The sequence below is a fragment of the Pseudomonas sp. AC193 genome (genome assembly GCF_979258075.1).
Map to the genome: position 1 here is coordinate 4,402,334 of NZ_OZ409832.1, position 12,161 is coordinate 4,414,494.

10 protein-coding genes are annotated in these 12,161 nt (G+C 57.5%); 8 read left to right on the forward strand and 2 right to left on the reverse strand.

Annotated features, from left to right (window positions below):
- Nucleotides 1–45 precede the first annotated feature (45 nt).
- The 8 genes from ACZZ0D_RS19965 (at nucleotide 46) to ACZZ0D_RS20000 (ending at nucleotide 10,816) form a co-directional block, all read left to right on the forward strand.
- Nucleotides 46–1,671, forward strand: coding sequence for an ABC transporter substrate-binding protein (locus tag ACZZ0D_RS19965; RefSeq protein WP_159815357.1), 1,626 nt, complete (start codon nucleotides 46–48; stop codon nucleotides 1,669–1,671).
- A gap of 299 nt (nucleotides 1,672–1,970) precedes the next feature.
- A complete protein-coding gene (locus tag ACZZ0D_RS19970; protein WP_159815356.1) occupies nucleotides 1,971–3,569 on the forward strand; it encodes an ABC transporter substrate-binding protein in 1,599 nt (532 codons plus the stop codon).
- A 174-nt stretch (nucleotides 3,570–3,743) separates the two neighbouring features.
- Nucleotides 3,744–5,162, forward strand: a complete 1,419-nt coding sequence (locus tag ACZZ0D_RS19975; protein WP_463554083.1) for an OprD family porin — start codon at nucleotides 3,744–3,746, stop codon at nucleotides 5,160–5,162.
- Nucleotides 5,163–5,238: 76 nt separating this feature from the next.
- Nucleotides 5,239–6,834, forward strand: a complete 1,596-nt coding sequence (locus ACZZ0D_RS19980) for an ABC transporter substrate-binding protein (protein ID WP_463554084.1) — start codon at nucleotides 5,239–5,241, stop codon at nucleotides 6,832–6,834.
- A gap of 74 nt (nucleotides 6,835–6,908) precedes the next feature.
- On the forward strand, nucleotides 6,909–7,919 hold the full coding sequence (locus ACZZ0D_RS19985; protein WP_053117067.1) for an ABC transporter permease subunit: 1,011 nt from the start codon (nucleotides 6,909–6,911) through the stop codon (nucleotides 7,917–7,919).
- Nucleotides 7,920–7,930: 11 nt separating this feature from the next.
- Complete coding sequence (locus tag ACZZ0D_RS19990) at nucleotides 7,931–8,857, forward strand: ABC transporter permease subunit (RefSeq protein WP_053117066.1); 927 nt, start codon at nucleotides 7,931–7,933, stop codon at nucleotides 8,855–8,857.
- A 10-nt stretch (nucleotides 8,858–8,867) separates the two neighbouring features.
- Nucleotides 8,868–9,836 (forward strand): ABC transporter ATP-binding protein, encoded by a 969-nt coding sequence (locus tag ACZZ0D_RS19995; RefSeq protein ID WP_129389065.1) that lies wholly within the window; start codon nucleotides 8,868–8,870, stop codon nucleotides 9,834–9,836.
- Nucleotides 9,836–10,816 (forward strand): peptide ABC transporter ATP-binding protein, encoded by a 981-nt coding sequence (locus ACZZ0D_RS20000; RefSeq protein WP_053117064.1) that lies wholly within the window; start codon nucleotides 9,836–9,838, stop codon nucleotides 10,814–10,816. The genes ACZZ0D_RS19995 and ACZZ0D_RS20000 overlap by 1 nt, the downstream gene beginning before the upstream one ends.
- Nucleotides 10,817–10,953: 137 nt before the next feature.
- Here the strand turns inward: ACZZ0D_RS20000 and ACZZ0D_RS20005 are convergent, their stop codons facing one another.
- Entirely contained in the window at nucleotides 10,954–11,421 is a 468-nt protein-coding gene (locus tag ACZZ0D_RS20005; protein WP_463554085.1) for a hypothetical protein, read from the reverse strand.
- Between the two features lie 297 nt (nucleotides 11,422–11,718).
- Nucleotides 11,719–11,979 carry a hypothetical protein gene (locus tag ACZZ0D_RS20010; RefSeq protein ID WP_463554086.1) on the reverse strand — a complete coding sequence of 87 codons (261 nt, stop codon included), beginning with the start codon at nucleotides 11,977–11,979 and terminating at the stop codon, nucleotides 11,719–11,721.
- Nucleotides 11,980–12,161: the final 182 nt, after the last annotated feature.

Genomic DNA, 12,161 nt, shown 5'->3' on the forward strand with positions numbered 1-12,161 from the left:
GTCGTACCTCACTACTAAAAAATGACAACAAATCATGAGGCCAACATGCTTAAACACGCGGTCATTCCGTTTCTAGTCGGCGCAGGCTTGTTAGCCTCCGCACCTTTCGCATCCGCTGCGACTAACCTGGTGTTCTGCTCCGAAGGCAGCCCGGCCGGTTTCGACCCGGGCCAGTACACCACCGGAACCGACTTCGACGCCTCAGCTGAAACCATGTTCAACCGTCTGACCCAGTTCGAACGCGGCGGCACCGCTGTGATTCCTGGTCTGGCGACCAAGTGGGACATCTCCGACGATGGCCTCACTTACACCTTCCACCTGCGTGAAGGCGTCAAGTTCCACACCACCCCGTATTTCAAGCCGACTCGTGAGTTCAACGCCGACGACGTGCTGTTCACCTTTAATCGCATGATTAACAAGGATGACCCGTTCCGTAAGGCGTACCCGACCGAATTCCCGTACTTCACCGACATGGGGATGGACACCAACATCACCAAGATCGATAAAGTCGACGACCACACCGTCAAGTTCACCCTGAAAGAAGTCGACGCTGCGTTCATCCAGAACATGGCCATGAGCTTCGCGTCGGTGCAGTCCGCCGAGTACGCTGCCCAGCTGCTCAAGGAAGGCAAAGCCGCCGACATCAACCAGAAGCCGATCGGCACTGGCCCGTTCGTGTTCAAGAGCTACCAGAAAGACTCCAACATCCGCTACACCGGGAACAAGGACTACTGGAAGCCTGAAGACGTGAAGATCGACAACCTGATCTTCGCCATCACCACCGACCCGTCGGTACGTATTCAGAAGCTGAAAAAGAACGAGTGCCAGGTCACCCTGTTCCCGCGTCCGGCCGACCTGAAAGCGCTGAAAGAAGATCCAGCACTGAAGATGCCTGACCAGGCGGGTTTCAACCTGGGTTACATCGCCTACAACGTGATGGATAAGGTCAAGGGCAGCAACGAGGCAAACCCGTTGGCTGACCTGCGCGTGCGTCAGGCGCTGGACATGGCTGTGAACAAGCCACAGATCATCGATTCGGTTTACCAGGGCGCGGGCCAATTGGCCGTCAACGCCATGCCGCCAACCCAGTGGTCTTACGACACCACCATCAAAGATGCCAAGTACGATCCTGAGAAAGCCAAACAGCTGCTCAAGGAAGCCGGCGTCAAGGAAGGTACCGAGATCGTTCTGTGGGCGATGCCGGTTCAGCGTCCATACAACCCGAACGCCAAACTGATGGCCGAAATGCTCCAGTCCGACTGGGCCAAGATCGGCTTGAAAGTGAAGATCACCAGCTACGAGTGGGGCGAGTACATCAAGCGCTCCAAAGGTGGCGAGAACCAGGCCATGATCATTGGCTGGAGCGGTGACAATGGTGATCCGGACAACTGGCTGAACGTGCTGTTCGGCTGCGACTCGCTCAGCGGCAACAACTTCTCCAAGTGGTGCGACAAGAAGTTCGACGGCCTCGTCAAAGAAGCCAAGCGCACAACCGACCAAGGTAAGCGCACCGAACTGTACAAAGAGGCACAACACGTCCTCAAAGATGCAGTCCCAATGACACCTATCGCTCACTCGACGGTGTACCAACCCATGCGCGCCAACGTGCAGGACTTCAAGATCAGCCCATTCGGCTTGAATTCCTTCTACGGCGTCAGCGTCAGCAAATAAGGCACTGCAGCGGCGACGTTTATGACGTCGCCGCTGTTTTACCTGCCGGGAAGTTAGGAATTTGCCTACAGCCGATTCCGCTGCAGAGACTTGCAGTGGCGAGGCCGCGTCGCCTTTTCCTACGAGGTTTTCAGGCTTTTACGCATTTACTGCCAGGCCCACGGCAAATACCGTCGGGTTCTGACCAGTTTCTGTGTGGGCCACCGGTTTGCCGTACGTATTGGATTGAGCTCAATGCGACCACAACGTTTCAGGACGAGACGCGGCGCATTGCACAACACTAAAAAAGAGGGAGCGTCATGCGCCATACCTTGGTTTTTTCCGCATTGCTGGGCGCCGGCCTGATGGCCGCCACGTCCGCGAGTTTCGCCGCCAGCAAAAGTCTGGTGTTCTGCTCTGAAGGCAGCCCCGCGGGTTTCGACACCGCGCAATACACCACGGCCACCGATAACGATGCCGCCGAACCGATCTACAACCGTCTGGTCGAGTTCGAAAAAGGCGCGACCAATGTCGTACCGGGTCTGGCCACCAAGTGGGACATTTCCGAGGATGGTCTCAAGTACACGTTTCACTTACGTGAAGGTGTGAAATTTCATACAACGCCGTACTTCAAGCCGACCCGCGATTTCAACGCCGACGACGTGCTGTTCACGTTTAATCGCATGCTTGATCCACAGCAGCCATTCCGTAAGGCTTATCCGACCGAGTTCCCGTATTTCAACGGGATGAGCCTGAACAAGAACATCGCCAAGGTCGAGAAGACCGGGCCGCTGACCGTGGAGTTCACGCTCAACAGCGTCGACGCCGCGTTCATCCAGAACCTCGCCATGAGCTTCGCCGCCGTTCTGTCCGCCGAATACGCTGACAAGCTGCTGGCCGACGGCAAACCGAGCGACATCAACCAGAAGCCGATCGGCACCGGGCCGTTCGTGTTCAAGAGCTATCAGAAAGACTCGAACATCCGCTTCACCGGCAACAAGCAGTACTGGGATCCGAGCCGGGTCAAACTCGACAACCTGATTTTCGCGATCAACACCGACGCCTCCGTGCGCGTGCAGAAGCTCAAGGCTGACGAGTGCCAGATCACCCTGCATCCGCGTCCGGCCGATGTCGACGCGCTGAAGAACGATCCGAAACTGCAACTGATCTCCAAACCGGGTTTCAACCTCGGTTACATCGCCTACAACGTCCGCCACAAGCCGTTCGATCAGCTCGAAGTGCGTCAGGCATTGGACATGGCGGTGAATAAACAAGGGATTCTCAACGCTGTTTATCAAGGCGCCGGCCAATTGGCCGTCAACGCCATGCCACCCACCCAGTGGTCTTACGACGACAGCATCAAAGACGCCGCCTACAACCCGGAAAAAGCCAAAGAGCTGCTCAAGGCTGCGGGCGTCAAGGAAGGCACCGAAATCACCCTGTGGGCGATGCCGGTGCAGCGTCCGTACAACCCGAACGCCAAACTGATGGCCGAAATGCTCCAGGCTGACTGGGCCAAGATCGGTCTGAAAGTGAAGATCGTCAGCTACGAATGGGGCGAGTACATCAAGCGCACCAAGAATGGCGAGCACGACATCAGCCTGATTGGCTGGACCGGCGACAACGGTGATCCCGACAACTGGCTCGGCACGCTGTACAGCTGCGACGCCATTGGCGGCAACAACTACTCCATGTGGTGCGATCCGGCGTACGACAAGCTGATCAAACAGGCCAAGGTCGTCACCGACCGCGACCAGCGCACCGTTCTCTATAAACAGGCTCAGCAGTTGCTGAAACAGCAAGTGCCGATCACGCCTGTCGCCCACTCGACGGTCAACCAGCCGCTGAGCACGAAAATCGAAGGGTTCAAGGTGAGCCCCTTCGGACGCAACGTTTTCTCGGGTGTCAGCATCGATTAACCCAACCGATTAGCCGCAACGCTGAGGGGCCCGTCTAGCCCCTCACGCAAGCGCTTTGCCGAAATTCGCCAATCAGGCATTTGGCAAACGTTTGCGATGTGTGAATGAGTTCTAAACCAATAACCGGCCAACCCAAAAAAGCCGGCATAAAAAGAAAGTAAAGGAGCTTCACCCATGAAACTGAGCAGCACCGCGATACTGGCCTTGGCCATAAACAGCATCACCGCAACCGCTTATGCGGAAACCCAGAGCCAGGCGTTCACCCCGGTGACGATCAACGACAAGAGCGCCCAGGCGGAAGCCACCGGTTTCGTCGAAGGTCAATCGATCAGCGGTTCGACCCGTAACTGGTACGCCAACGAGCAACTGAAGCGTGGCGCCAAGTTCGCCTACAAAAAGGACGGTCAACTGGCTGAGACTGATCGCCGGATCAACTGGGTTCAGGGCACCATCGTCAAGTACAACTCGGGCTTCACCGAAGGTACTGTCGGTTTCAGCACTGAAATCGCGGCCTACAACGCCCTCGCGCTGGAGCGTGATCGCGAGAACCTGGCCTCCGGTAATGGCGGCGCGCCGAAAACCGGCCCGGCGTCCGGTAACAACCGTACCCTGACCCATAAAGACAACGGCGACGCGGTTGATCAGTGGAGCAAACTGGGCCTGGCCAACATCAAAGCGCGTGTTTCCAACACCACCCTGACCGCCGGCCGCATGAACTTCAGCAGCCCGCAAGTCGACGTGATCGGTAACCGTGCCCTGCCTTCGAGCTTCGAAGGTGTCGCGATCCACAGCGAAGAGCTCAACAACCTGGCATTCGACGTGGCGACCTTCGACCGCGTCTCGCCACGTTCGGAGCAGAGCCTGCAAAAATTCCGCACCGAGTACGGTAACGGCCGGGTGGAATCCGATCACGTCAACACCGCCGGTATTTCCTACCAGCCATTCGCCAGCCTGACCACCAGCCTCTGGGGCACGCAGGTTGAAGATATCTGGAACCAGTACTACTTCGGCGCCACTCACGTATTGGGCGACAGCTCGGTACTGAGCCTGACCACCGGCCTGAACTACTACAAAACCGTCGACGAAGGCAAAAAGCTGCTCGGCGAAATCGACAACGACACCTACTCGCTGTCGTTCGGCCTGACTCACCTGGCCCACACCCTGACCTTCTCGTATCAGGAAGTGAACGGTAACGAGTACTTCGACTACCTGCACGAAACCAACGGCATTTACCTGGCCAACTCCCTGCTGTCCGACTTCAACGGCCCGAACGAGAAATCCTTCCAGGTTTCTTACGGCATCAACATGGCCGAATACGGCGTGCCGGGTCTGAAATTCAACATCTACCAAGCGCGCGGCTGGGGCATCGACGGCACTCACTACAAGGGTGGCGGCTACGACGGCGTGCAGGCGATGGACGGCGAAACCCACTATGAATACGGCATCGGTGCAACCTACGCGGTACAGAGCGGCCCGCTCAAAGCCACCACGGTTCGCGGCACTTACACCGCTCACCGTGCCAGCGAAAACCAGGCTGACGGCAGCATCAACGAGTTCCGTCTGGTGACCACCATTCCGTTCAACATTCTGTAAAACGCCTGCCGACGGCTGACTCATGATGAGTCGGCCGTTCGGCTTTTTGTCTTCAACCGATTGCAGAGGGTTATCGATGAAAATGCTTCCCCTACGTGCGGCCATCGCGGCTGCGTTGCTGAGTGTCGCTGTTGGCGTCTCGGCCAAACCCTTGGTCGTCTGCACCGAAGCCAGCCCGGAAGGCTTCGATATGGTTCAGTACACAACTGCAGTCACGGCAGACGCTGTGGCCGAAACCATCTTCAACCGCCTGGCCGATTTCAAACCCGGCAGCACTGAAGTGATCCCGGCGCTCGCCGAATCCTGGGACATCAGCGAAGACGGTCTGACGTACACCTTCCATCTGCGCAAAGGCGTCAAATTTCACACCACCGAATACTTCAAGCCGACCCGCGACATGAACGCCGACGATGTGGTCTGGAGCTTCCAGCGTCAGCTGGATCCGAATCACCCGTGGCACAAACTGTCGAGCGTGGGCTTCCCGTACTTTGAAAGCATGGGCTTCAAAGAACTGCTCAAAAGCGTAGAAAAAGTCGACGACAACACGGTCAAGTTCACCCTGACCCGCCGCGAAGCGCCATTCCTGGCCGACATCGCGATGGCGTTCTCCTCGATCTACCCGGCCGAATACGCCGACCAGTTGCTCAAGGCCAACAAGACCGGCGACCTGAACAGCAAGCCGATCGGCACCGGCCCGTTCATCTTCCAGCGTTACGCCAAAGATGCGCAGGTACGTTTCAAGGCCAACCCGGACTACTTCCGTGGCAAGCCACCAGCCGAAGCGCTGATTCTGGCGATCGCCACCGACAACAACGTGCGCTTGCAGAAGCTCAAAGCCAACGAGTGCCAGGTCGCGCTGTATCCGAAGCCGGATGACATCCCGAGCATCAAGAAAGACAGCAACCTGAAAGTCGAAGAACTCGACGCGATGACCGTCTCGTACATCGCCATGAACACCACGCACAAATACATGAGCGACGTGCGCGTGCGTAAGGCCATCGACATCGCCTTCGACAAGGAAGCCTACGTCAACGCGCTGTTCGGCAAAGGCAACGCCTCGGTCGCGGTCAACCCGTACCCGCCGACCTTGCTCGGCTACAACCACGACCTGAAGAATCCGCCACGTGACCTCGACAAGGCCCGCGCCCTGCTCAAGGAAGCCGGGGTTCCGGACGGCACCGTGTTTACCCTGTTTACCCGTAACGGCGGCGGCCCGACCAACCCGAACCCGATGCTCGGCGCGCAAATGATGCAGGCTGATCTGGCGAAAGTCGGGATCAAAATCGACATCCGTGTGATGGAATGGGGCGAAATGCTTAAACGCGCCAAGAACGGCGAGCACGACATGGTGTCTGCCGGATGGGCGGGTGACAACGGCGACCCGGATAACTTCCTGACGCCTATGCTCAGTTGTGAAGCGGCCAAGAACGGCGAAAACTATGCACGTTGGTGCAACGAGAAATTCCAGGCACTGCTGGATGAAGCACGGGCTAAAGTAGATCCGGCCGAACGCGCCGCGCTCTACGAACAGGCGCAAGTGCTGTTTAATCAGGATCAGCCATGGATCAGCATGGCCCACACCAGGATGTTTACCGCAATGCGTAACAACGTAGAGGGTTATCAAATCAGCCCTCTCACAACCAATAACTTCGCCACCACCCAGGTGAAGTAGATAAGAAACTCCCCGCGTCCCTGACCCCGAGGGACGCCGGGCACGCCTAACCGGCTGATGAGGTACTACACAAGATGTTTAGTTTTATTGCCCGCCGACTGGGGTTATTGATCCCCACGTTTTTCGGCATCACCTTGCTGACCTTCGCGTTGATTCGCATGATCCCTGGCGACCCCGTGGAAGTGATGATGGGCGAACGTCGGGTCGACCCCGAAATGCACGCTCAGGCAATGGAACGCCTAGGTCTGAACAAACCGTTGTATGCCCAGTATCTGGACTACATCGGCAAACTGGCTCAAGGCGATCTCGGTGAATCCCTGCGCACGCGAACCAGTGTATGGACCGAGTTCTCCTCTCTATTTCCGGCGACCCTGGAACTGTCCATGGCCGCCCTACTGTTCGCCGGCATACTGGGCCTTCTGGCCGGGGTGATTGCGGCACTCAAGCGAGGATCCCTGTTCGACCATGGGGTGATGGGCATCTCCCTCGCGGGGTATTCGATGCCGATCTTCTGGTGGGGCCTGATCCTCATCATGTTCTTCTCGGTGAGCCTGGGCTGGACGCCGGTTTCCGGGCGGATCGATCTGCTTTACGACATCGAGCCGCGCACCGGTTTCATGCTGATCGACACGCTGCTGGCCGATGACGTCGGGGCGTTCTTCGACGCGTTGCATCACCTGATCCTGCCGGCCATCGTGCTCGGCACCATTCCGCTGGCGGTAATCGCGCGGATGACCCGTTCGTCGATGCTCGAAGTACTGCGCGAAGACTACATCCGCACCGCCAAGGCCAAAGGCCTGTCGCCGTCGCGCGTGGTATTCGTCCACGGTCTGCGTAACGCGCTGATTCCGGTACTCACCGTGGTCGGTCTGCAAGTCGGCACCCTGCTGGCCGGTGCAGTCCTGACCGAAACCATTTTCTCCTGGCCCGGCATCGGTAAATGGCTGATCGAAGCCATCGGCGCCCGGGACTACCCGGTTGTGCAAAACGGCATCCTGTTAATCGCCTGCCTGGTGATTCTGGTCAACTTCGTAGTGGACATCCTCTACGGCTTTGCCAACCCACGCATCCGTCATCAGCGCTGAGGTCCAATCCAATGAGCACTCCAACTTCCTCAGTAGCGACGTCCGCCACCACCGCGGATCAAAGCCTGCTGTACCCGTCTCCGTACAAAGAATTCTGGCAAGCCTTCTCCAAGAACAAGGGCGCGGTTGCCGGCCTGCTGTTCATGTTGCTGGTGATTTTCTGCGCGCTGTTCGCGCCGTGGGTCGCCCCGCACAACCCGAGCGAGCAATACCGCGACTTCCTGCTGACGCCGCCGGCGTGGCTTGAGGGCGGGCAGATGCAGTTCCTGCTAGGCACCGATGAACTCGGCCGTGATTTGCTGTCGCGTCTGATTCAGGGCTCGCGCCTGTCGCTGCTGATCGGTTTGTCTTCGGTGGTGATGTCGCTGATTCCGGGGATCCTCCTCGGTCTGTTCGCCGGTTTCTTTCCGAAGATGATTGGCCCGACCATCATGCGTCTGATGGACATCATGCTGGCCCTGCCGTCATTGCTGCTGGCTGTGGCGATTGTCGCCATCCTCGGCCCTGGCCTGATCAACACCGTGATTGCGATTGCTGTGGTTTCCCTGCCGTCCTACGTGCGTCTGACTCGTGCCGCCGTGATGGGCGAACTGAACCGCGACTACGTGACCGCCGCGCGCCTCGCCGGTGCCGGTCTGCCGCGTCTGATGTTCATCACCGTGCTGCCGAACTGCATGGCGCCGCTGATCGTTCAGGCGACCCTGAGCTTCTCCTCGGCGATTCTCGATGCTGCTGCGTTGGGCTTCCTCGGCCTTGGCGTACAACCGCCAACCCCTGAGTGGGGCACCATGCTGGCTTCGGCCCGCGACTACATCGAACGCGCCTGGTGGGTGGTGAGCCTGCCTGGTTTGACCATTTTGCTCAGCGTGCTGGCAATCAACTTGATGGGCGACGGTCTGCGCGATGCGCTCGACCCGAAACTCAAGAACGCCGCCTGAGGAGATTCCCATGTCACTGCTAGAAATCAAGAATCTCAACGTTCGCTTCGGCGACAAGACCGCGACCCCGGTGGTCGACGGCCTCGACCTGAAAGTCGACAAAGGCGAAGTACTGGCCATCGTCGGCGAATCGGGCTCGGGTAAATCCGTGACCATGATGGCGCTGATGGGCCTGATCGAGCATCCCGGCATCGTCACCGCCGACTCGCTCAACTTTGACGGCAAAGACATGCTCAAACTGAGCAACCGTCAGCGCCGGCAGATCGTCGGCAAAGACCTGTCGATGGTTTTTCAGGATCCGATGACCGCGCTGAACCCGAGTTACACCGTCGGTTTCCAGATCGAAGAAGTGCTGCGTTTGCACCTGAAAATGTCCGGCAAGCAAGCGCGCAAACGTGCGATCGAACTGCTGGAAAAAGTCGAAATCCCGGGTGCCGCCAGCCGTATGGACGCCTACCCGCATCAACTGTCCGGCGGTATGAGCCAGCGCGTCGCGATCGCCATGGCGATTGCCGGCGAGCCGAAACTGCTGATCGCCGACGAACCGACCACTGCTCTGGACGTGACGATTCAGGCGCAGATCATGGATCTGCTGCTGGCGTTGCAGAAAGAACAGAACATGGGCCTGGTGCTGATCACTCATGACCTCGCGGTTGTGGCTGAAACCGCCCAGCGCGTCTGCGTGATGTACGCAGGGCAAGCCGTTGAAGTCGGTCAGGTGCCGCAACTGTTCGACATCCCGGCGCACCCGTACAGCGAAGCGCTGCTCAAGGCGATTCCCGAGCACAGCCTTGGCGCCTCACGCCTGTCGACCTTGCCGGGCATCGTTCCGGGCCGTTACGACCGTCCGCAGGGTTGCCTGCTGTCGCCGCGTTGCCCGTACGTGCAGGACAGCTGCCGCGCGCAGCGTCCAGGCCTTGATCCGAAAGCCCACAGCCTCGCCCGCTGCTTCTACCCGCTGAACCAGGAGGTGGCGTAATGGCCGTCGTACTTACCGCCCGCGACCTCACCCGTCACTACGAAGTCTCCCGTGGCCTGTTCAAGGGTCACGCGACCGTGCGCGCCCTCAACGGCGTGTCGTTCGAACTGGAAGCCGGCAAGACCCTCGCTGTTGTAGGCGAGTCGGGTTGCGGCAAATCCACCCTCGCCCGTGCGTTGACGCTGATTGAAGAGCCTTCTTCCGGCTCGTTGAAAATCGCCGGGCAGGAAGTCGCCGGCGCCGACAAGGCTCAGCGCAAGCAACTGCGCAAAGACGTGCAGATGGTGTTCCAGAGCCCGTACGCCTCGTTGAATCCACGGCAGAAAGTCGGTGACCAGCTCGGCGAACCGCTGCTGATCAACACCAACCTCTCCGCCGCCGAACGTCGCGAGAAAGTCCAGGCGATGATGAAGCAGGTCGGTTTGCGTCCGGAGCACTACCAGCGCTATCCGCACATGTTCTCCGGCGGCCAGCGTCAGCGTATCGCCCTGGCGCGCGCGATGATGCTGCAACCGAAAGTGCTGGTGGCGGACGAACCGACCTCGGCACTCGACGTATCGATTCAGGCGCAGGTGCTCAACCTGTTCATGGATCTGCAGCAGGAGTTCAATACCGCCTACGTGTTCATCTCGCACAACCTGGCGGTGGTGCAACACGTCGCCGATGACGTGATGGTGATGTACCTCGGCCGCCCGGTGGAAATGGGCCCGAAGAACGACATCTACGAACGCCCGCTGCACCCGTACACCCAGGCGCTGCTGTCGGCGACCCCGACCATTCACCCGGATCCGAACAAGCCGAAAATCAAAATCGTCGGCGAACTGCCTAACCCGCTGAACCCGCCACCGGGCTGCGCTTTCCACAAGCGCTGCCCGTACGCGACCGAGCGTTGCAGCACCGAAGAACCGGCACTGCGTCCGCTGGATAACCGGCAGGTGGCTTGCCACTACGCCGAGCAATTCCTCGACGGCGCGGCGTAATAAAAGAACGCCCACGTCACCGTGGGCGTTTTATCCATGCTGTGGATTATTTTTTCTCACCTGAAAAATGAACAAAAAGTTTTATCCAGGGAAACTTCATAAACGCCATTAAAGGAAACCTACAGCTAATGGGAACATTAAAAAATCTTTCCCTTATCAATTAAAGCCAGACCTTCTGGCGAGTTTACTTCAATTATTTGAAAACCAACAAACTCACCTTCGATTCTGACAGACTTAGTATCTTCCGACTTCCTGTCCTTCATCAAAACATCAACGTAGACGTTGGCCTTCTGTAACTCACTATCGAAATCTGTAATTGTAATTGTTCCGGAGACTCCGTAATATTTCAGGTCTTCGCCTTGTTCATAATAAACTTTGGCCAAGCCATGACCTTCTGGGTGATCCACATTGTAAACATCGTCTTTTTTAATCAGTGAACGAATACTCAATCTCATACTTTCGCCATCCCCCCAAGAACCTATGAAAGTACAATTTGGATAGAGTGGAATTACGGCAGCGTGAACTTCCCGGGTAGTAATGCCTGACACATCAAGCCCCGATATTTTCATTTCCCCAACTGTATACTCGCTTTTTTCATTACTCATGATGTCATTCCTTTTAGTCATAAAAAAACCCAAGACTGCAAGGACATTTTTAAAGACTCAATGACTTTCGTCTACTGTCATATCTGACAGGTATCTCTACATAATCCTGAAAATCTGACAAACGGTTCCAGACGAAAAGTCGATCTTGCTCGATCCGGACAACACGTTGTTAAAACTGTAGGCGCTGCGGCACGCTGCGATCTTTAGATTCTGATTGATAAAATCCAGATCAAAAGATCGCAGCGTGCCGCAGCTCCTACAGGGATATCGCATCCAGGGGTTTATTTGATCTTAGATCTACGTCTGGCTATCGCCCTCATCCGGATCATCAGTGTCCGGCTCGTCGGTGGTCGAGTCGTCATCGTCGGCGGCACCGCCCTGCCCCTGATCGCCTGGCTCTGATTCGGACTTGGCGAGCATCATCCCGCTGTGCCCCACCTGCCCGTTGAACGCCTGAGAATCGTGATCCTCGCACTCGGCCCAAGCCGTCGCGGTGCCGAGGGACAGCATCACCATCACTTTCAATAGCAATAAAACGCGTAGCAATCTGCTCTTCATAACCGACTCCTTCTTTTTGCAGGTGAGACATACGTGCCTGACTGGCGCTGTGTGAAATCTAGTTCCGATCAGCCGTGTTCACCAGATAGGACGCTAAGGGCCGAGTGGAAATGCCCTCGAAGGACAGATTGCTTTTGAATAACACTGATAGCTGAATCACCTAAGTGACGGGTTGTGCGGGG

What these genes read in the sequence shown, in the direction of transcription:
- ACZZ0D_RS19965 (WP_159815357.1), top strand. Translation starts at nt 46, where the DNA reads ATGCTTAAACACGCGGTCATTCCGTTTCTAGTCGGCGCAGGCTTGTTA.
- ACZZ0D_RS19980 (WP_463554084.1), top strand. Translation starts at nt 5,239, where the DNA reads ATGAAAATGCTTCCCCTACGTGCGGCCATCGCGGCTGCGTTGCTGAGT.
- ACZZ0D_RS20000 (WP_053117064.1), top strand. Translation starts at nt 9,836, where the DNA reads ATGGCCGTCGTACTTACCGCCCGCGACCTCACCCGTCACTACGAAGTC.
- ACZZ0D_RS19990 (WP_053117066.1), top strand. Translation starts at nt 7,931, where the DNA reads ATGAGCACTCCAACTTCCTCAGTAGCGACGTCCGCCACCACCGCGGAT.
- ACZZ0D_RS20010 (WP_463554086.1), bottom strand. Translation starts at nt 11,979, where the DNA reads ATGAAGAGCAGATTGCTACGCGTTTTATTGCTATTGAAAGTGATGGTG.
- ACZZ0D_RS20005 (WP_463554085.1), bottom strand. Translation starts at nt 11,421, where the DNA reads ATGAGTAATGAAAAAAGCGAGTATACAGTTGGGGAAATGAAAATATCG.
- ACZZ0D_RS19985 (WP_053117067.1), top strand. Translation starts at nt 6,909, where the DNA reads ATGTTTAGTTTTATTGCCCGCCGACTGGGGTTATTGATCCCCACGTTT.
- ACZZ0D_RS19975 (WP_463554083.1), top strand. Translation starts at nt 3,744, where the DNA reads ATGAAACTGAGCAGCACCGCGATACTGGCCTTGGCCATAAACAGCATC.
- ACZZ0D_RS19970 (WP_159815356.1), top strand. Translation starts at nt 1,971, where the DNA reads ATGCGCCATACCTTGGTTTTTTCCGCATTGCTGGGCGCCGGCCTGATG.
- ACZZ0D_RS19995 (WP_129389065.1), top strand. Translation starts at nt 8,868, where the DNA reads ATGTCACTGCTAGAAATCAAGAATCTCAACGTTCGCTTCGGCGACAAG.